Here is a 23,114-nt window from a genome sequence, read left to right on the forward strand (position 1 = left end):
GCCATGGGCTGGAGCTGTGTTTGGAGTCCAGCCAGGGCGGGGGAACGGTTCGGTTACTTTTTAGGGTGTCCAGGGGTTTGGCATGACGTAGTTGGCTTTGCCCAGTCTGCTGGTGAACACGACGCCGCGCATGGCTTTGAACAGTTTGAGGTCGTTCTCGTTGGTGAGCGTGGCGTTTCCATCGGTGATCCATTGGGTGAGGCCGCCAAAGTTGTAGAGGAAGTGGGTTTCATACCCCTCGGCATGCAACACGATGTCCCCCTTCCACAACTGGAAGCGGTCGGCATTGGTGGAACTGCGAGCACCGGTGAAGCCGTTCGTTACGCTCATGAGGCGCTCGTTCGGGCTCTGGTCGATGGGCCAGCCACCGCCGATGTAGTTGGTGCCAACCTTAAGCGGCACGGCGAAGTCATTGGCGCGGACGATGCCGACGAAGGACATGGTGATCGGGCTGTTGCGTGGGTGGACGAAGAACGCACCGGCTTCACCAGGGCTGAGGATGCGGGTGCCCGCGTCGGCCCGGGTGGTGTCACCTTCGAGGACCCAGCGGCGCTGTCCGGCGACGGTGGTCATGAAGATAATGTCGTAGTCGTTCTTGGCTGGGTTGAAGAACATCAGTCGATCCCCGGCTGTGCTGGTGGCACCTGCGACGAAGTAGGTCTTGGGGAACAGGCTGTTGAGTGTCCAGTGGTTGCGCACGGTGACCTTGTCGCCGACCAGGCTGGCTGGGAGGGTGGCCTGGGTGTTGCGTGCGCTGCTGGCCTCAATGCTCAGTGTGGTGGCCGTGGTGGCGGCTTCATTCAACTCGAAGCGGTGGCCTTCGTTGTCGCCGTCGGTGACTTCGAGGAACGAGGGTTGGGCTGGGTTGATGACGCCGGTGAGGCTGACGAGGCCAGCGGAGGTGGCGACGTTGATGGTGTTGCCGCTGATGCTGTCCACGACGCCGCTGAACAGTTCTTTCTGCAGGTAAGGCATGGAGAACGTTTCACACTGGAGGGGGAACGCGCGCTTGGTCCAGCCGAACACTTCGGTGGTGCCGCTATTCGGTGTGCCGGTGAGGCTGACCTTGAGACGGACGAACCCGTGATCGGTTCCGGCGAATGCTGGATCCTGCTCGAGGCTTGGGTAATACACCCTCTCGGTGCCGTCTCCGTTGGCGGTGATGGTCGGAGTGAGCGTGGAAGCTCTCCAGCCGGTCGGTGACTGACTCAACTCGTTCAAAACTTCGAGGGTGTAGGTGATGTCGCTCTGACCACCACCTGCGCGGCGGGTGTAGAACGCTTCCACCTTGCCGTCGGCAGGGTTGGTGCCGGCATTCAACCGTGCGCAGAACGCTGGCGATGGCTGCACGCCGCTGGCGGGGTTTTGGCAAAGGGCGTATTCGACGAGGTTGTTGAACGTGTCGGTGTCGCCGTTTTGGGTCGGGCCGTTCTGACCGTTGAGGCCGTTGATGGCCTGCCAGTAGCTGAACGTGGAGGCTTTGGCGCCGACGAACCCGAAGTCAATGGTGAGGTCGGTGTTGGCGTCGTTGGCGTTGTCCTGATCGGCACGGTTGCCGCCTTCGCTGGTGGCGTCGATCGGTTCGGTGCCTGGCGAGAGGGTGAACACGATGGAGTGGATGCCGCTGACAGCGGTGCTGGCGACGTCGATGCCGTTTTCATCACTGAGGTCATCGACGCCGTTGTCGATGCCTGATCCAGGGATGGAGTTGCGCCCTGCCAGCGGTGCGCCGGTGGCGAACTGGGTGGCCGGGATGTTGATGAAGTAAGCGCCGGGCTTGAGGTTGCTGAACAGGTAGTTGCCCCCTGCGGTGCTCGTCGTGGTGGCCACCGGTGTGCTGGTGCCCACGGTGTCGCCCTGCTTGTAGAGACGCAGGGTGACGCCTGCCACGCCTTCGCCGTCGTCGCCCACGCCGTTGCCGTTGTGGTCGATGAACACGAAGTTACCCACACCGACGGTCGGCACGAAGCCAAAGCCGATGGTCTTGTCGCTCTCACCGTAGCTGAGGGTGATGACGGGGCTCTTGGTCGGTGCGCCTGCACCGTTCTGGTTGCCGTTGTCATCGCCAGGCTGATTGTTGTCAGCAAGGTCGGTGTTCGAGGAAGAAACCGGTGCGCTGGTCGGTGGTGTGTTCACCTTCACGCGATAGAGGGCGGATGGCAGGTTGGTGAATTCGTAGCTGCCATCGACTTCGGTCGTGGTGGTGGCGACGACGGTGCCATTCAGCAGCGTCAGCGTCACGGTCACTTCATCGAGACCTGTTTCCGATGGGTCCTGAATGCCATTGTCGTTGCTGTCATTCCAGACGGTGCCGCCAAGGGTGGATGGGCGGAAGATTCCTGCATCCCATGAACCATCGCTTTCGGTGGCGTCGAGCGTGGTCTTCGGTGTGCGGCCGGTCGTGGCATCGGCATCGCTGTCGATGTTGTCATTGGTCCCCTGCTCCGCCTTGGTGAAGGCGAAGCCCTGCGGAAGGCCGAACTGGACGCAGTAGTCGCCAGCCGTGAGGCCGGTGAAGCTATAGAATCCGCTGCCGTCGGTGGTCGTGCTCTGGCCGGTCGGCGTGCCGCTGCCATTGAGGAGATAGACGGTCACGCCGCCAATGCCCTGCTCGTTCGGATCTTGCAGGCCATTCGCATTGCGGTCTTCCCAAACGCGGTCACCGAGCGTCGGGCCACTGAGGACTTCGACAAGCTGGATGTCAGCGCTGTCATGATCGCCGAGAGCGCCGTTGAGTTCGTCATCGACGATGGTGGCCTCGTTGGCGGCATTGGCGTCGAATGGACCATCGACATCGGTGGTGACAGCCACGTTGGTGGTGCCATTCCGTGCGGCGAAGATCTCGGCGAAGTTCTGCGCGTTGCCCGTGGTGGTGCCAGCCTTCAGCGTGATGTTCACGATGCTGCTGGTGCCAGGGAGGAGTGGTCCGGCGATGCTGCGCAGGGCCATGTTGTTTGGCATGGAGACCCAGGCGCTGTCTGAGAGCGTGAAGCCCGCAGGAATGATGTCCACGATGCCGATCTGCGTGGCGGGGATGCTGCCTTGGTTGAAGACCTCGATGGAGAAGGTCACGAGATCACCTGGGCGCACGCTGCCGATCTGGTTCGGAGCCAGACGCTTCTGGAGCGCGAGGTCGAAGCGGTTGGCGGCGCTGACGGTGATGTCCACGCAGTCGTTGTCGTCTTCATCTTCTTCCACGAGGCCGCAGCAGGTGCCGTTGTCGCCATGGTTGTTATTGAAGGTGCTGTCTGCATCCGTGACGGCCTGGCCTTGCTCATTCTTGGCAGCAGCGACTTCGGCGCAGTTGTTCAGCGTGGTGCCGGGGAGCACGTTGTCACCGACGACGAAGGTTACCTGCACGGTCTGAGTGGCGCCAGGAGCTAGCGGGCCAGGGATGACTTGGCTGATGGTGCCACCGCCTTCGTTGGTCCATTGGTCGATGCACTCAGGAGCGAGCGTGAGACCGGATGGGACGTAGTCGTTGATCTTGATGTCCTTCACAGGCTCACCGCAGTCATTGGTGACTTCGATTTCATAGATCACCTTCTGACCGGGAGCTGGCGTGTTGGTCTGGCCGGGAGCCAGCTTCTTGTGGAGGGAAAGATCAACCTTCTTCGGCGCGAGGATGTTCACCGCTTCACCGTCCGAGTCATCCTGGTCAAAGGACTCGTTGTTGATGGCGTCGTTGGTCATCTGGCCGTCGTTGCCGAAGACATTGTCTGGAGTGCTGTCGGCGTCGGTGGTGATGATCACGCCATTCGGGCCAGTGGCCTTGAAGGAGCAGATCTCAGCGTAGTTCACCACACTGCTGTTCGGCGTGGCTGCGCTGCCGACGGTGAGTGTAACCTCCAGCGTGGCGCTGGCTCCCGGTGCAAGCGGGCCCGTCACAGTGCAGGAGACGATGTTGTTTGGCTCGCTGGTCCAGAAGACGTTGTCAGCAGGAACGAAGTTCATGTTCGCAGGGACGTAGTCGCACACCTTGATGTCGGTGGCTGGCAGCACGCCTTGGTTGAAGACTTCGAGGCGATATGTGACCTTGTCGCCAGGGCGGACACCACCGGCCTGGCCGGGTTTCAAGGACTTGCGCAGGGCGAGATCGACGCGACCTGGATCATTGACGGTGACGAGGGCGAAGTCGCTGTCATCTTCATCAAAGGCGGCGTTGTTCAGCTCGTTGTCGGTCATGAGGCCGTCATTCGTGCCGTTGGTGTCGTTCACGCTGTCGTTGTCAGCGACCACGTTGCCATCGGCATCGCGAGCGGAGATGATTTCAGCGACGTTGCGCAATTGGCCCGCGGTGACGCTGTTACTGACCTTCAGGCGGATCGGAAGCTGCACGCTGGCTCCAGGAGCGAGGGTGAAGATGCTGCCAAAGCTGCCCGTGGCGGTGCCGTTGCCATTGTCGATCCAGTTCGCATCTGCCAGCGTCATGCCAGCAGGGATGTAGTCGATGACCTGGATGGATTTGGCCGTGACGGAGCCCTGATTGAAGACCTCAATCGTGTAGCTGACGAAGTCGCCTGCATTCACCGAGGTGGCTTGACCAAGGGCCAACGTCTTGCGCATGGCGAGGTCGAAGATGCCCGGAGGCTGCACTGTGAAGGTGGCAAAGTCGGCGTCATCCTGGTCGCCATTGGCACCATTGATTTCGTCGTTGGTTGGCACGCCATCGTTGTTCGGATTGTTGTCCATGGTGCTGTCACCATCGATGGCGGTGGCTCCGGTGCCGGTCTGCGCGGCGCTGATCTCGGCGCGGTTGTTGATGGTTGCGTTCGCCGTGGCGTTCGCACTGAGGCGGGCGGTCAAGGTGAGGCGCACGGACTGGCCTGGAGTGATCGGACCAAAGACGGTCGTGGCCACCTGACCTGGCAGGGTGCTGAACCAGTTGTCGTCTTCGAGAGCGAGGCTGTTCGGCAGGTAGTCGGTGAGAACCACGTTCTGCGCGGTGATGGAGCCCTGGTTGAAGACTTCGAACTCGAAGGTCACAAGACCACCGCGTGCCACGGTGCTGCTCTGGCCTTCGGCAAGCTTCTTGCGCAGCGCGAGGTCGAACACGAGCGGGGCGTTCACCTTCACGAGAGCACCGTCATGGTCGTCCTGATCGCTGTTCTCATTATTGATGGCGTCATCGGTGGACGGGCCATCGTTCGTTGGTGAGTTGTCGGCGAGGCTGTCTCTGTCAGGGCGCGTATTGCCATTCACATCGAGGAAGGACTGCACTTCAGCGAAGTTCGTGATGTCGAGGGGACCGACGACATTGTTGTTCACCCTGAGGATGATCGGCAGGATCACGCTGGTGCCGGGTTGCAGCGGCTGATTGAGCAAGCTCGTCGCGGTGTTGCCGGTGGCGGCGGTCCAGCGCAGGTCATTGAGCGTCATGTTCGCCGGGATGTAATCGACGACGCGGACGCTGTAGGCTGTTTCAGTGCCTTGGTTGAAGACCTCGACGTTGAACGAGACGTTGTCGCCTGGATTCACGGCCTGAGCCTGAGTGGTGGCCAAGGATTTGCGCAGAGCGATATCCCAGACGCCCGGAGGCAGGATGACGATGTCGGCCTGATCATGGTCGTCTTCGTCGCCGTTGTTGTTGTAGAGTTCGTCGTCATCCACGAGGCCGTCATTGCCTGGGATGCTGTCAGGCGTGCTGTCCACATCGGCGATGAGCGCGCCGTCAGGATCTTTGGCTCCGGTGATTTCAGCGAAGTTGTGCAGAGTGCTGCCTTCAGCCGTCAGTGCGACGGTGTAGGTGATGCTGACCATGGCGGATCTGCCAGGAGCAACAGGATTGATGATGAGACCGGTGGCTGTGCCATTGACCTGTGCGACCCAGTTGGGTGAGAGCGCGGTGTCGAGGACAAGACCAACTGGGGTGTAATCAACGAGCGTGATGTTGTTCACTGCAATGTCGCCTTGATTGAACACTTCAATATTGAAGGTCACCTTGCTGCCTGCCTTGATTGGATTGGCCTGTGCTGGAGCCAGCGTCTTGCGGAAAGCGAGGTCATACTTCGGATAGTAGAAGCCGAAGTCGAGGGTGCGATTCGTGTTGGTATCGACATCGCTGTCGTTCACAGGCTCGCTGTTGTTCAGCAGCGTGATCGGCAGGGACTGCACGAAATCTTCGCCGAGCATCTCCACGCCGTTGCTGTCCTTGTTGTTGTCGTTGTCAGGATCGACGCCGCCGATGGTAGGTGCGAGACCTGCTGGAGCGGTGACACGAACGATGTAGTCACCAGGAGCGAGATTGGTGAAGAAATACTCACCATTGCTGCCGGTGGTCTGGAAGACGACGAGGTTACCCTCATAATCGCGGGCCGGAGTCATGTTCGCGAAGAACAGTTCCACCTTCGCAAGAGCAATGCCAGGTTCACCGAGGTCTTGCAGACCATCGTGATCCTGATCAAGCCAGACGAAGTCGCCGAGGCTGAGTGGAGGATTGATGTAGCCAGCATCCCAAGTCATGTCGTTCTCGCCAGCGACGAGCACTGTGGTGACGGTGCGTCCGGTGGTGGCGTTGACATCGCTGTCCCTGGCGTCGTTTGCCCCCTGATCAATGGTGGTGATCAATGCGCCGTCGATGAGTTCGGTCGGGAAGCCCAAGCCGTAGGTGCCGGGCTGGAGATCATAGAAGCCGTAGTAGCCGAGACCATCTGTGATGTCGGTGCCGATGGCGACGCCTGTGCTGTCATACAAAGTAACTCGGATGCCAGAGATGCCGGGCTCGTTGCTGTCCTGGATGCCATCGCGGTCGGTGTCACGCCAGACGCGATCACCAATGCTGGCGAACGGTGTGTAGTAGCCAACATCCCAAGTCGGATCATTTTCACCCGCAGAAAGCGTGGTCAGAGCGGAGCGGCCCGTGATCTGCGAGACATCGCTATCGAGCGTGTCATCGGTGCCTTGATCCTGCGGGCTGACGGTGAGGCCATCGTTCAGCGTAGTGGTCACGCCGATATAGTATTCACCGGGCTGCAGGTCATAGAATGAGTAGTAGCCATTGCCATCCGTCGAGTCGGTGCCGACGGCTGTGCCTTGGGCGTTGTAGAGAGTGACGACGACGCCCACGATGCCGGGTTCGCCGGGCTGCTGGATGCCATCGCGATTGAGGTCATGCCAGACGAAGTTACCAAGCGATGCGAAGGGCGAGGTGTAGCCTGCATCCCATGTTGGATCGTTTTCGCCAGCGACCAGGGTCGTGGTGATGGTGCGACCGGTGGCTGGGTTGGCATCGCTATCCTTCGCGTCATTGCCGCCCTGATCAGCGCTGGTAAGCACGTATCCGGGCTGCACGCTGGCGGGGAAGCCGACGCTGTAGTCGCCGGGTTGCAAGTCGATGAAGGAGTAATAGCCGTCGCCGTTGGTGACGTCGATGCCGACAGCCACGCCATTGGCGTCATAGAGAGTGACGATGACATTGGCGATGCCGGGTTCACCGGATTGTTGCTGACCGTCGCGATTGAGATCAAGCCAGACGTAGTCACCCAATGAAGCGAGCGGTGAGTAGTAGCCTGCATCGACATCCGAGTTCACTTCGCCCGCAGCGAGCGTGACGGTGGCAGTGCGGCCCGTGGTGATGTTCGCATCACTATCCGTGGCTTCCGTTCCGAGGTCGGCACCGGTGAGCAGATTGACTCCATTGACCACCGTTGGGAAACCGACGCTGTAGGTGCCTGCCTGGAGACCGAGGAACCAGTAGTAGCCTTCGCCATCGGTGACGTCGTGACCGACTGCAGCACCTGCGCTGTTGTAGAGCGTGACGGGGATGCCTGCGATGCCGGGTTCGTTGGCGTCCTGGATGCCGTCCTTGTTGATGTCGAGCCAGACACGATTGCCAAGGGCAGCGAGCGGCGAGTAGTAGCCTGCGTCCCACGTTGGATCGTTTTCACCAGCGACCAGCGTGGTAGCGATGGTGCGGCCCGTGGTCGTGTTTGCATCGCTGTCGAGCGTGTCATCACCTGCGGCCTGATCGGCGACGGTGAGCACGGAGCTGTCGGCGAGCGTCAGCGGGAACTGCACTTTGTAGCTGCCCGGAGTGAGGCCGGCGAAATGGTAGTAGCCGGTGCCATCGGTGACCGTGGTGCCGATCTCGACGTTGCTATTGTCGAGCAACTTCACGGTCACGCCAGCCACGCCGGGTTCGCCAGCGTCCTGCTTGCCATCCTTGTTGAGGTCCATCCAGACGAAGTCACCCAGAGAAGCGAGCGGTGTGATGTAACCCGCGTCGATGGTCGGATCATTCTGACCGGCCACGAGCGTGACATTGGCGGTGATGCCAGTGGTCGCGTTGGCATTGCTGTCGGTAGCGCTGGCTCCGGTGGTCGCCGTGGTCAGCGTGTAGCCGCCATTGTTCAGCGAGACTGGGAACTGCACGGCGTAGGTGCCGGGCTGGAGATCGACGAAGCTGTAGTAGCCTGTGCCGTCAGTGACGGTGGTGCCAATCGGCGTGCCGGTGCTGTTGAGCAAGACGACCGTGACATTGGCAATGCCTGGCTCAGTGGACTGCTGTTGACCGTCCTTGTTCACGTCTTCCCAGACGAAGTTGCCAAGGGAAGCGAGCGGCGAGTAGTAGCCTGCATCCCAGTTCGGATCATTCTGACCCTGCACAAGGGTGATGCTCGCGGTGCGGCCGGTGGTGAGGCTCGCGTCGCTGTCGCTGGCGTCGTTGCCGACGTTTGCAGGGCTGAGCACATTGCTGCCGACGGTCAGCGGGAAGCCGACGCTGTAGGTGCCGGGTTGCAGGCCGTAGAAGCTGTAGTAACCGACGGCGTCTGTAGTGGTGGTGCCGATGGCGACACCACTGTTGTTATAGAGTGTGACGATGACGTTCTCGATGCCGGGTTCGCCGCCGTCCTGCTGGCCATTGCGGTCGAGATCCTTCCAAACAAAGTCACCGATGCTGGCGAACGGAGACACGTAACCTGCGTCGATGGTTGGATTGTGTTCGGTCGCGGCAAGCGTGACGTTGATCGTCTTGCCGGTGGTGATGCTGGCGTCGTTGTCGGTGGCGTCTGCGCCTTGATCGACGCTGGTGATGACGCTGCCGTCCACAAGGGTGATCGGGAACTGCACAGCGTAGGTGCCGGGCTGCAGATCATTGAAGAGGTAGTAGCCCGTGCTGTCGGTCGTGGTTGTGCCAATCACGGTGCCGGTGCTGCTGAGGAGGTTCACCACGACACTCTTGATGCCGGGTTCGCCACCATCCTGCTGACCGTTACGATTGAGGTCCATCCAGACGTAGTCACCGAGCGAGGCCAGCGGATTGTAGAAGCCGGCATCGAGCGTAAGGTTATTGTCACCAGCGGCGAGGGTGACGTTGATCGTCTTGCCAGTGGTTGCATTGGCATCGCTATCGAGCGTGTCATTGCCACCCTGATCGATGCCAGTGAGGACGAGATTGCCGATGGTCGTCGGGAATTGCACGGCGTAGTCGCCGGGTTGCAGACCAGTGAAGAGATAGAAGCCAGTGGCATCCGTGGTGGTGGTGCCGATGGATGCGCCTGCGCTGTTGAGCAAGGTCACGACCACGCTCTCAATGCCGGGTTCACCGGAATCCTGCACGCCATTTTTGTTGAGATCCTTCCAGACGTAATTACCCAACGTCGCGAGTGGCGAGTAATAGCCGACGTCCCAAGTGAGATCGTTTTCACCCGCCACCAGAGTGGTGACGATGGTCCTGCCCGTTGTGAGGTTAGCATCGCTGTCGCTGCTGTCAGAACCGACATCAACAGGGCTGAGCACCTTGCTGCCAACGGTAAGTGGGAAGCCGAGTCTGTAGTCGCCGGGTTGGAGATCCGTGAAGCGGTAAAAGCCGGTGGCATCTGTGGTGGTGGTGCCGATGGAAACGTTGCTGCTATTGAATAGAGTGACGGTCACGCCTTCGATGCCGGGTTCGCCGCCGTTCTGCTGGCCGTTGCGGTCGGCGTCAAACCAGATGTAATCACCGATCGAAGCGAGCGGTGAGTTGTAACCCGCGTCGAGGGTGAGGTTGTTCTCACCAGCAGTGAGCGTGACGTTGATCGTCTTGCCGGTGCTGATGTCGGCATCGCTGTCCTTGGCATTATCACCGCCAAGGAGAGGCGTGCTGAGTACGAGGTCGCCACCATTGAGGCTGGCTGGGAACTGCACGGCGTAGGTGCCGGGTTGGAGATCGGTGAAGACGTAGTAGCCGCCGGCATCCGTCAAAGTGGTGCCGATGGCTGTGCCCGTGCTGTTCAGCAGCGTGACGGTAACGCCCTGAATGCCGGGTTCGCCTGAATCCTGCACGCCATCGCGATCTGTGTCGGTCCACACATAGTTACCGAGTGAGGCGAGAGGTGAGACGTAGCCTGCATCAATGGTTGGATTGTGCTCCGCAGCCGCGAGAGAGACGTTGATAGACTTGCCCGTGGTTGTGCTGGCATCGCTGTCCGATGCGTCTGCACCTTGATCAATCGTGGTGAGGACGAGATCGCCGCCTTCAAGAGAAGCTGGGAACCGCATGGCATACGTGCCGGGCTGAAGCTCGGTGAAGACATAGTAGCCAGTAGCGTCCGTCGTGGTGCTGCCGATGGCGACACCGCTGCTGTTGAGCAACAGGACGGCAACACCCTGGATGCCGGGCTCACCGACATCCTGCTGTCCGTCCTTGTCGAGATCGCGCCAGACATAGTCACCCAGAGAAGCGAGCGGCGAGACGTAGCCTGCATCGAAGTCAGGATAGTTTTGGCCAGCCACAAGTGTGACCGTGGTGGTCTTGCCCGTGGTCAGGTTTGCATCGCTATCGAGACCATCTGCGGCGGCATCCAGCGAGGTCAGCACGTGACCGTTGCCGAGATTGATTGGGAACCCGATGCTGTAGGTGCCGGGCTGGAGATCGCCGAAGTGATAGTAGCCCACGCTGTTCGTGGTGGTGGTTCCAATGAGGACATTGAGGTTGTTGTAAAGATTGACGGTTACGCCCTGGATGCCGGGCTCTCCAGAATCCTGCGCTCCATCACGATCCAGATCACTCCAGACGTAGTCACCGATGGAAGCCAGCGGCGAGATGTATCCCGCGTCGATGGTTGGATTGTGCTCACCCGCAGCAAGCGTGACAGCGGCCGTGCGCCCGGTGGCGACGACAGGATCGCTGTCGGTCGTAGTTGCACCCTGAAGCGAAGCGGTCAGCACGGCGAGATTGCCGAGTTCGGTCGGGAAGCCGACACTGTAAGTGCCCGGATCGAGATCGCCGAAGTGGTAGTAGCCGACCCCGTTGGTGGTGGTGGTGCCTATCGCGGTGCCCGAGTTGTTGTAGAGCACGACGGTGACGCCTTCAATGCCTGGCTCGTTGGCATCCTGCTGGAAGTTTCGATTCAAATCGAACCACACGTAATCACCGATGGAGGCCTTCGGAGAGATGTAGCCTGCATCCCAGGTTGGGTCGTTTTGACCGGCGACCAGAGTGATCGAGGCAGTCTGGCCCGTGCTGGTGTTTGCATCACTGTCCGTGGTGACGGCACCACTGTTGGCAGCGGTCAGCGTGTAGGAGTTGTTGTTCAGCGCTGTTGGGAATAGCAGCGAGTAGCTTCCGGGCTGGAGACCGCTGAAGCTGTAGTAGCCAGTCGCATTCGTGACCGTGGTGCCAATGGCCGTGCCACCATTGTTGAGCAGGGTGACCGTGACTCCAGCGATGCCGGGTTCATTGAGGTCCTGTGCGCCGTTCTTGTTCACGTCCTCCCAAACAAAGTTGCCGAGGCTGGCGAGTGGTGAGTAGTAGCCAGCATCCCAAGTGAGATCGTTGTCACCCGCAGCCAGCGTCAGGCTGATCGTCCTGCCCGTGGTGGTGCTTGCATCGCTGTCACTTCCATCAGAGCCACTGTCGCGAGTGGTGAGAATATTCACTCCGCTGGTCAGCGGGAATCCGACGCTGTAGTCACCGGGTTGCAACTCCGTGAAGTGGTAGAAGCCGGTGGCATCGGTGGTGGTCGTGCCGATGGCGTCTCCATTGTCATCAAAGAGGGTGACGATCACGCCCTGGATGCCAGGCTCGCCGCCATCCTGCTGGCCGTCGCGATCCAGATCGAGCCAGACGAAATCACCAAGGGCAGCGAATGGTGAGTAGTAGCCTGCATCCAGCGTGAGGTTGTTTTCACCCGCGAGCAGAGTGACCGCACTGGTGCGACCTGTGGTGAGGCTGGCATCGCTATCCGCAGCATCGTTTCCACCGGCATCCACTGGCGAGAGAACCAGGCTGCCGACGGTGAGTGGGAACTCGACCGAGTAGGTGCCGGGCTGGAGGTCGGAGAAGAGATAGAGGCCGGAAGCGTCCGTGGTCGTGCTGCCCAGGGTGTTGCCAAAGCTGTCGATGAGCTTCACGGTCACGCCTTGGATGCCTGCTTCACCAGCGTCTTGGACACCATCGCGGTCGGTGTCGCGCCACACGTAGTTGCCGAGGGACGCCAGCGGCGACTGATAGCCCGCATCAAGCGTGAGGTCATTAGCACCGGCAGCGAGTGTGACATTGTTGGTCTTGCCCGTCGTGATATTGGCATCGCTATCCGTTGCATCATTACCACCCTGATCAGGCGTGCTGAGCACAAGGTCACCCCCATTGAGGCTGGCCGGGAACTGGATGGCATAGGTGCCGGGTTGGAGATCGGTGAAGACGTAGTAGCCGCTGGCATCGGTCAAGGTGGAGCCGATGGCGACACCGCTGCTGTTCAGCAAGATGACGCTGACGCCCTGGATCCCAGGTTCGCCGGAGTCCTGAACGCCATCACGATCCGTGTCGCTCCAAACGTAATTACCAAGCGAGGCGAGCGGTGATACGTAGCCTGCGTCGAGCGTTGGATTGTGCTCAGCGGCAGCGAGTGTGACGTTGATCGTCTTGCCGGTGGTCGTGTTTGCATCGCTATCGGAAGAGTCTGCGCCTTGATCGATGGTAGTCAGCACGAGGTCGCTGCCATTGAGGCTGGCTGGGAACTGCACGGCGTAGGTGCCGGGCTGGAGATCAGTGAAGATGTAATACCCGGTGGCGTCAGTCGTCGTGCTGCCGATGGCCACGCCGCTGCTGCTCAGCAAGGTGACAGGAACACCCTGAATACCAGGCTCACCCATGTCTTGGGCACCATCCTTATCGAGATCGCGCCAGACGTAATCACCGAGTGAAGCAAACGGCGAGACGTAGCCGGCATCGAAGTCTGGGTAGTTCTGGCCGGAGGTGAGCACGACCGTTGTCGTCCGGCCAGTGCCGATGTTGGCATCGCTGTCGGCGATGTCCGCTGCGTTGTCGCGAGTGGTCAGCACATAACCGTTCCCGAGCGTGGTCGGGAATCCGATGCTGTAGGTCCCTGGCTGAAGATCACCGAAATGATAGTAGCCTACGCTGTTGGTCGTGGTGGTGCCCACTAGCACGCCAAGGTTGTTGTAGAGATTCACAGTGACGCCATCGATGCCTGGCTCGCCCGCATCCTGGAAACCATCTCGATCCAGGTCTTTCCAGACGTAATCGCCAATCGAAGCAAGCGGCGAGACATAGCCGGCGTCGATGGTTGGATTGTGCTGACCTGCGATGAGAGTCACCGAAGCCGTGCGACCATTGGAAGTGACCGGATTGCTGTCGGTGGTGGTGGCTCCCTGGAGTGAAGCCGTGAGAACTGCACTGTTTGGCAAAGCCGTGGGGAAACCGACACTGTAAGTTCCAGCGTCGAGGTTGGTGAACTGATACCAGCCGAGGCCGTTGGTAGTGGTCGTGCCCACGGGCGCGCCGCCACTGTCATACAAGGTGATGACAACGCCCTGGATGCCTGGCTCATTGGCGTCCTGTTGGAAGTTGCGGTTCAAGTCCATCCACACGAAGTCACCGAGGCTTGCCTTGTTGCTGATAAAGCCGAAGTCCACGGTGATGTTGTTTTCACCTGCCGCGAGAGTGATGTTGGCGGTCCTGCCAGTCGCCGGGTTGCCATCGCTGTCAGTGGCATCAGTGCCCAACTGATCTGCGGCACCGAGAAGTTTACCATCGGCCAAAGTCGGAGGCACTCCCACTGTGTAGGTGCCGGGATCGAGATCCCAGAAGCTGTAGAAGCCCACGGCATTAGTGGTGGTCGTGCCGATGGCGGTGCCACTGCTGTTGTAAAGCGTGACCACCACATTTTCGATACCTGGCTCACCGGCATCCTGGATACCATCGCGATCCAGATCGAACCAGACGAAGTTACCCAGCGAGGCTTTCGGGCTGAAGTAACCGGTGTCGAGGTCCGGGTAGTTGTCTCCAGCCGCCAGCGTCACGGCGGCAGTGCGGCCCGTGGTGACATTGGCGTCACTGTCCAGACCTTCGATGCCAATGCCGGGAAGCGTGAGGATCAAATCAGGATTGAGTGATGCAGGGAAACCAACGCTGTAGTCGCCCGGCTGCAAACCGGTGAAGGCATAGTAGCCAAGGGCATTGGTCGTGGTCGTGCCAATCGCAATGTTGCTGCTGTTGTAAAGTGTGACGACCACGTTCTCGATGCCGGGTTCGCCAGCGTCTTGAACGCCATCACGATCAAGGTCACGCCAGACGAAGTTGCCAAGCGAGGCAAGCGGATCGTAGTAGCCCGCGTCCAGCGTCGTGTTGTTGTCGCCTGCGGCGAGCACAACGTTGGCCGTTTGGCCGGTGGTGAGGCTTGCATCGCTGTCGGTGGCGTCATTGCCACTGGCATCCAGCGGCGAGAGCGCAAGGCTGCCGACCGTGACAGGGAAATCGACCGAATAAGTGCCAGGCTGGAGTCCGGTGAAGGTGTAGAAGCCCGTGGCATCCGTCGCGGTGCTGCCGATGGCTGTGCCGCTGCTGCTGAGCAAGGTGACGACGACACCGGCGATGCCGGGTTCGCCGGAGTCCTGGGTTCCGTCTTTGTCGAGATCCTTCCAGACGTAGTTGCCGAGGCTGGCGAGCGGCGAGCTGTAGCCCGCATCGAGCGTGGTGTTGCTGTCGCCAGCGGCGAGCGTGACGTTAGTGGTCTTGCCAGTGGTCGCGCTGGCATCGCTATCAAGCGTGTCATTGCCACCGAGATCAATGCCGGTCAGCACGGAGCTGGCACCGGCGGTCAGCGGGAACTGCACGGCATAGGTGCCGGGCTGCAAATTCGTGAAGGCGTAGTAGCCGGTGGCGTCTGTTGTCGTTGTGCCGATGGCGGTGCCGGTGTTGTTAAGCAAGGTCACGATCAGGCCCTGGATGCCGGGTTCGCCAGCGTCTTGCACGCCATCGCGATCAAGATCGCTCCAGACAAAGTTGCCGATGGAGGCGAGCAACGGCGTGACATAACCCGCGTCGAGGTCGGGGTAGTTCTGGCCTGCGCTGAGCGTGACGTTGGCGGTTTTGCCCGTGCCGACGTTTGCATCGCTGCCGGAGGCTTGCGTGCCTTGTCCGGCTTGGGTGAGAGTGGCCGTGGTGCCGAGAGCGGTCGGGAACTGCACGGCATAAGTGCCGGGCTGGAGATCGGTGAAGTTGTAGTAACCGACGCCATTCGTGGTGGTGCTGCCGATGGCGACGCCGCTGCTGTTGAGCAAGGTCACGGTCACGCCCTGGATGCCGGGTTCGCCCGCATCCTGGATGCCGTCCTTGTCGAGGTCACTCCAAACGAAGTCACCCAAGGAGGCGAGCGATGAAACATAGCCAGCGTCCCACGTTGGATCATTTTCACCGGCCGTTAGCACGGTGGTGATGGTGAGTCCGGTGCTGGTGCTGGCATCGCTGTCGAGGGTGTCCGCAGCATTGTCCGCCGTGGTCAGGACCATGCCCTGGCCGATGATGGTCGGGAAACCGACGCCATAAGTTCCAGGAGCCAGCTCAGTGAAGCTGTAGTAACCGAGGCTGTCGGTGGTGGTGCTGCCGATGGCAACGCCGCTGCTGTTGTAAAGCGTGACGGCTACTCCTTCGATGCCGGGTTCGCCTGCATCCTGGCGACCGTTGCGATCAAGGTCCTTCCAAACAAAGTCACCGAGGCTGGCCTTCGTGGACTTGTAGCCGGCATCAATCGTTCCGTTATGCTGACCTGCCGTGAGCGTGACATTGGCGGTGAGGCCCGTGCCAGCATTTGGATTGCTGTCGGTGGCAGTTGCCCCTTGCAGTGCGGTGGTCAGCGCGTTGCCATTTGGCAGTGTGGCGGGGAAGCTGACGCTGTAGGTGCCGGCATCAAGACTGGTGAACTGATACCAACCCGCGCCATTCGTTGTGGTGGTGCCGATGGCTGTGCCGCCGCTGTTGTAGAGGGTGACGGTCACGCCTTCGATTCCGGGTTCATTCAGATCCTGTTGGCCATTGCCGTTGAGGTCGAGCCAGACGAAGTCACCGAGGCTGGCTTTGTTGCTGTAGAAGCCGAAGTCGATGGTGGAGTTGTACTCACCCGCCACGAGTGTGATCGAGGGACTGCGACCTGTGCTGATGTTGCCGTCGCTGTCGGTGGCATCTGTGCCGACTTGATCGGCAGCGCCAAGGATGAGGCCATCGGGCAAGGTTGTTGGAACACCCACACTGTAGGAGCCTGGATCAAGGTCCCAGAAGTTGTAGAAGCCAACGGCATTCGTCGTCGTGGTGCCGATCGCCGTGCCACTGCTGTTGTAGAGAGTGACGATGACGTTCTCGATGCCGGGTTCGCCGACCTGCTGGATGCCATCGCGATTCAGATCCTTCCAGACGAAGTCGCCGAGTGAAGCCTTCGGTGAGTTGTAGCCTGCGTCGAGCGTGGTGTTGTTTTCACCGGAGACGAGGGTCACGGTCGGTGTGCGGCCGGTGGTGACATTCGCGTCACTGTCGGTGAGATCAGAGCCAACATCAGCCGTGCTGAGCACGCCTGTCGGAGTCAGCGAGGTTGGGAAACCAACGCTGTAGGTACCTGGCACGAGACCTGTGAAGCTGTAGAGGCCGACGGCGTTTGTGGTGGTGGTGCCGATGGCGGTGCCACCGCTGTTGTAAAGAGTAACGACGACGTTCTCGATACCGGGTTCATTGAAATCCTGCACACCATCACGGTCGAGATCCTTCCAGACGAAGTTGCCGAGTGAAGCAGGCTGCACAAAGCCGCTGTCGAGTGTGAGATCGCTGCCGCCACCCGCGAGCACGGAGCTTTGGGCGCTGAGGCCGTTGCTGTCATTCGCCGTGGTGCTGCCGGAGGCATTCACAAGCGTCGGATTCCAACCCGCAGGAGCGATAAAACGCACGGTGTATTGGCCAGGAGGCAGATTGGTGAACGTGTAGAGACCGGTGCTTGTAGTGACCACAGGCGCGATGGCCACGCCATTGATGTCAGTGGTGATCTGGGTGGTGCCAGCGGCGTTGTAGAGCGTCACCGTTGCGCCAGCGAGGCCGAGATCGCCGCCTTCTTGGATGCCGTTGCCGTTCATGTCCTGCCAGACAAAGTTGCCGACCGTCACTGGCTGCACAAAACCACTGTCGAGTGTGTTGTCTGACTGACCGCTGGCGAGCACGCTGCTCTGGGCGCTGAGGCCATTGTTGTCATTCGCCGTGGTGCTGCCGGGGGCGTTCACCAGAGTCGGTACATAGCCGGGCGGCGGTGTGAACTTCACCGTGTATTGGCCCTGCGGCAGATTCGTGAAGCTGTAGAGCCCCGTCGAAGTCGTGACAAACGGCGTGATGGCTCCACCAAGCAGATTGGTAGTCACCGGCGTGGTGCCTGTCGCGTCGTAAAGAGTGACGGTGACGCCTGCGAATCCGAGTTCAGCAGGGTCCTTGATGCCATTGTAAGTGCTGTCGATCCAGACCTGATCACCCACGCTGACTGGCTGGGCAAAACCAAAGTCCACCGTGAGGTCTGTCTTCGCATCACCAGAGACATTGTCACTGTTGGCAAGCACACCGATTTCGGTGCCCGCATCTATGGGGGCGGTGCCGACATTGACGGTCACATTTGCGAGGATGCCGTTGGTGCCAGGAGCGGTGTTGTCCACGCCCTTCTCACCCGCGTTGTCATCGACGCCCGCGCCGTTCACACCGGGAACCGAGTAGTAGCCGAACAAAGGTCCGCCGCTGAGGAACTGAGAAGCAGGGATGCGTACCACGTAGATTCCAGGCGTCAGATTCTGGAATCCATAGATGCCTTTCACGCTGCTGATCGTCGCCGTTGTGGTGGTGGCGATGGGACGGGTGGCGAGGGATTGACCTTGCTGGAACAACTCGACTGTGACGCCGTCGATGCCTTCGCCCGGCGTGTATTTACCATCTCCGTTCGCGTCGATGAAGACAACGTTACCGATACCGACAAGCACGGCGTCATTCCAGAAGCCGAAGTCGATGGTGAGATTTACATCGGAGTCATACGGATTGTCGGACGTGTTGAGGAAGCCGACTTCATAACCCGAATCCTGGGGTTGGCCGCCGAGTGCGAGCACGACATCATCACTGCGGAGACCGGAGCTGAGGTAAGTGATGCTGTCGAGGGCATCATCGCCATTGTCGTCGTCACGCAAGTAGCCTGGAGTGCCACCGATGTTGATCAGTCCATTCAGCGGCTGGCCCGCTCCGAAGTTGGTCGGTGGTATGAAGACGAAGTAGGTGCCTGGATTGAGATTGCTGAAGAGATAGGTGCCATCAGGAGCCGTAGTCGTGGTGGCCACCGCAGGATCAACGAGCGGATTGGCACCCGTTGCGAAAAGCCTCACCGTGACGCCATTGACGCCTTCACCGACGTCGTGGTTGCCGTCGTTATTGAGGTCGTTGAAGACGACATTGCCCACGGCGATGGGCTTGATGAAGCCGAAGTCCACGGAGAGGTTACCATTGTTGTCATCGACATTAAGTCCATCTGGAGTGCCAAGGCTATCCTCACCGGTGGGCTCGGTGTTCGGAGCCAAAGTGAAGGGCTGGCTCGTGGTTGTGTTGCTGCGGACAACGATGCCGTTGCTGTCGGTGTTGCTGCTGTCGGCATCGGGGTCGAGTCCGCCAGGCGAGGTGATAAAGCCCTGGCCGGCTGGAACGGTGACGGAGACATTGTAGTCGCGTGGAAGCAGGTTGATGAACTCATACTGACCATCGGCCACGGTGGTCTTCACCGCTACGGCATCGCGATAGGCATCGAGAGCGCCTGTTGAGCCACCATCATAGCGGAGAGAAAGGGTCGCCCCAGAAATGCCAGGTTCACCCACATCTTGCTGACCGTCTTTGTCGAGGTCGAACCAAACCACGCTGCCCACGGAAACGAGATCTGGGAGATTCGGCACGAATCCAATGTCCACCGTCATATTGCCATCGCTATCAGTTCCGGCACCTGCGCCAGGAGTCTGATTGTCACCCGTGGGTTCGAGGCTGGAGTGAAGTGTGACGGGGAGTGTTTTGACCACGCCGGGAGATTCGTAGTAGCCGTTGCTGTCTCCCACGACATCATTATCAGGATCATTGCCAGTCGGCGTCGTGAGGATGTAATAAGGCGGCGGTGCCACGCCGACCACGTAGTCACCTGGAGGAAGATTGGTGAACTCGTATTTGCCAGTGTTTGGCGTGGTGATCGTGGCTACCTGCGTGCCGCTAATGTTGTTGGCGCGGGTTGTGCCATCTGCGAGGTAAAGGGTGACCACGGCTCCTGGCAGCCCGTTTTCACCGGCATTCTGGATGCCGTTCGGATTGCCTGCGACGTCGCGTTTGTCGATCCAGATGTAGTTGCCGACGGAAACTGGACGGATCAGGCCGAAGTCCACGGTGGTGTCGTTTTCACCTGCGGCGAGAGTCACGACTGAGCTGCGGATGACCCCTGAAACCAGGGTGCCGTTGTTGTCGGTATTACTTGGATTCGTATCAGGATCACCACCGTTGACGAGGGTGATGCTGTGCCCTGCAGGAGGAGTGACTGTGACGTAGTAGTCACCTGGCAGGAGATCCAGGAAACTGTAGCTCCCGGACGCTGTCGTCGTGACATTCGGAACCGGATTGCGGTGAATGTCGATGGCCGGAGAGCCGTCTGGATTTTTGAGGCTTACAACGGCACCCGTGATGGCCGGTTCACCCAGGTCCTGGATGCCGTTTCCATTGCGATCAAGCCAGACATAATTGCCGAGGGATGCGACGTTGGCCGGGATGGGCACGAAGCCGAAATCGTCCGTCATGTTGCCATCAGAATCCACGCCGGAAGTCTGCCCATCACTGGTCGTTTCACTGCTGATGGTGAGTGTGATCGGAGCACTCTTGGAGGCTGGGCCTGCGCCATCGATCACGCCGTTGTTATCGTTGGCTGTGTTGTTGTCCGGGTCACCACCATTGACGCTGGTGGGCACGTAGTTGGCAGGAGGGGTGACCTTCACGACGTAGTCCGTGCCGGTGACGACGAGCCCGCCTGGGAGCGTGTTGCTCAGATTGCTTGGCATCAGGCCGGTGAATTCGTAGCGGCCACTCGAACTGGTGATTTGTGATGGCACGACGACTCCATAAGCATTCGTGACGGGCGTAACGCCATCGGCTTTGAAAAGCTCGACTGTGGAACCAGGGAGAGGATTTTCGATGCCGTCCTGGATGCCATTTCCAGTCGTCACAGGGGAGCCAAGTGTACTGTCGATCCAGACATAATTCCCCAGACTGGAAGCGCGAACTTCGATACCCGCTTTAATCGGCTCCGAAGGAGAGATGACTTCGTTGTCGTTGGCGTTTTTGGCAGCGAACGCAAAGCTGTTCCAGGACACCTCACCGGGATCTGCATCGGCGGCCACACGAACGGGGGTGTGGAATTCCAGATCATCGAGAGGATTGAGAGCCAGAGCTCCGAAGTCGAAACGAATCGAGCGGATCAGACTCCAGTTGGAGACGGCTCCCGCCGCCATCCAGTTTGGAACATCACTTCCTACAGGAGCCGGGCCGGAAAGAATCTCCGGGAAAAGTTCGGGACGTTGTGGGTTGGATGAAGTGCTGTAAGTGATCGTGATCGGGGCCGTTGTCGGTGCATCGTAGGATTGGGTCCCCGTGTTCCAGCGGCGCACCGTGGCAGTGGTAGACAGCGGGCCTTCGAGATTCACGGCGTATTGCGAGCCACGACCGTCATCAATGGTCAGCACTCCGGTGTCGCCGATGTAGGGAAGGATGTCATAAACGACCAATTCGTCGGCGGGCTGATTGCCCGGATTGAAGAGGTAGTGACGGTAGTCCGCAGTTCCCAGCGGCAAGGTTTTTCCCAACTGCGGAAACTTGGAGTAAACAGTGTCGAGGTAGCCCAGAACCTGCTTTTCAGAGTCGAGACCCGCCAGCTCGGTGACGGTGTATGTTGCCGTCGAACCCACAAAGACCTCTGCGGAATCAGAGTCACCATCGAGATCCAGCGTGTCGGTGATCGGAGTGCCATCGTCAGGGTGCATCGGCCCGTTGGAGAAGGTCGATAACACGATGGTATTGATGCCGACCGTGCCCGAGGCAACACCCGGATTGACCTGGGCCTGCAAGGTGACGACGGCAGATCCAGCGACGGGAATCGAACCGGTGAAGTTCAATTTGATCCTGGTTTGCCCAGGGAGGAAATTCGGTGTGATCACCGGTGAAGCCATCGTAAAGCCTCCAGGTGCGCTCGTCAGAGAGATCGAACCAGGAACCAAAGTCACGGTGCTCGGCAGTAGGTCAATGACCTCTGGATCGATCAGGCCTTCGGTGGCTCCCGCCCCGTTGTTGATGTTGATCGTGTAAGTCAGAATGTCAGTTGGCTTTGGTGAGGCGCTGCTCACGGTCTTTTGGAGCGATGGGCGTGGGCGGGTTTCACGGATGGTGTTGACGGAGGTGACCGGCGTGCTGGAGGGCGTGCCGTTGAACACATAGCTTACGGTTCCATTGTTGGTGATGGGGTGGTTCTGAACACTTCCATCAGGCGTCTGATAGGTGACGATCCCGTTGTCCGAGATCGTGTAGGCCACTCCGTCGCGATCCGGTGATCTAAACTGTCCGTAAATGCGTATGGCGTCATTCACAAAGCCCACACCAACGGTACTGTAGGTCAATCTCACCTTGGTCACCACATCCAATGCAGTCACTAGCGGCGGGACCAAGTTTACCACGGCAGAACTTGAGGTCACTGCAAAGGGTGACCCGGTGACTTCGGCATAGGCCGGATTGTTCTTCGTCCAGATTTCCACTTTGACACTCGTTGCTCCGCCAAACGCGGTGTCATAACCCGTTTCAATACTCGATGGGAAGAACTCAGGCGGGAGCACGTCTTCGACCACCACATTGCTCAGCGCAGCCGTGCCGTTATTTGCCACGTTCAGATTGTAGTAAGTAGGGCTGAAATTCAGGGCTGGTGTGCTCGAAAACAGACTTTTGCTCGACGACATACTCGCAGCGCCGGCATTGAGAGTGAGTGGCACAGTCGCGTTCGCCGACACCGGTGGCAGCCCCACCGGCGTTCCCGCTGCGGTCACTTGATTGACCACCGTTCCACCCAGGGGAAAAGCTGCAGCCGGGTAGGCCACCCGCAGCAGATAACTCACCGACTGCCCTGCATTCAGCGTTCCCAGGTTCCAAACCACCGTATTGGCTGGAGGACCACTGTAGGTTCCCAAGCCCGATGGGATCATTTCCACCAGCACCGCATTCGCTGGAAGTGTGTCAGTCAGGGTGGCACCGTTGATATTCAGGGTGCCGGTGGCCGAGCCATTGGAGGCTGTCACCCGATAGACCACCTCACCGTCGTGCGCACCGCCGGCCACTATAGTTTTTGTGGTGGTCAGATTGGGAGCTGCGACAGACGTCAGGTTGACCGTTTTCGAACTAGGCGGATCGCCAGTCGCAGTAAACACCGGAGTAATCGCCACAATCTGGCCGTTGGGGGTCGTCCCAGCAGGAAAACGAACACTGAGGCGCAAAGTGCCAGTCGAACCCGCTCCCAAAGGATTGATGAAGGTAAATGTCGCTGTCCGCGTGCCCGGATTATAAAAGGCCGCTGTTGTATGGGCCGATCCTGCAAGCTGCACATCGGCAGGAACACCACCTGCCAGAGCTAGAGGGATTGGCACGTTGATCTGAGCATTCAGTGCATTCTGGGTGATAGATGCATTTCGATACTTAATATCCACGGAGCCAACCTCGCCGATGAGGAGATTTGTACTGCCCGCCACAACTTTAACATCGGTTATCTCGACGGCAGCCATTAGCGAGCCCCCAAATAGAAGGGTCAATAGAAAGCTGATGTGTGCCAGCC

General features: G+C 59.6%; 1 protein-coding gene. It reads right to left on the reverse strand.

What is annotated here, in order from left to right; all coding sequences use genetic code 11:
* Positions 1 to 60: 60 nt before the first annotated feature.
* A complete protein-coding gene (locus ACILSL_RS07750; RefSeq protein WP_395731433.1) occupies positions 61 to 22,929 on the reverse strand; it encodes an SdrD B-like domain-containing protein in 22,869 nt (7,622 codons plus the stop codon).
* Positions 22,930 to 23,114: the final 185 nt, after the last annotated feature.

This window comes from Prosthecobacter sp., from assembly GCF_044222345.1.
Classification (GTDB): Bacteria; Verrucomicrobiota; Verrucomicrobiia; order Verrucomicrobiales; family Verrucomicrobiaceae; genus Prosthecobacter.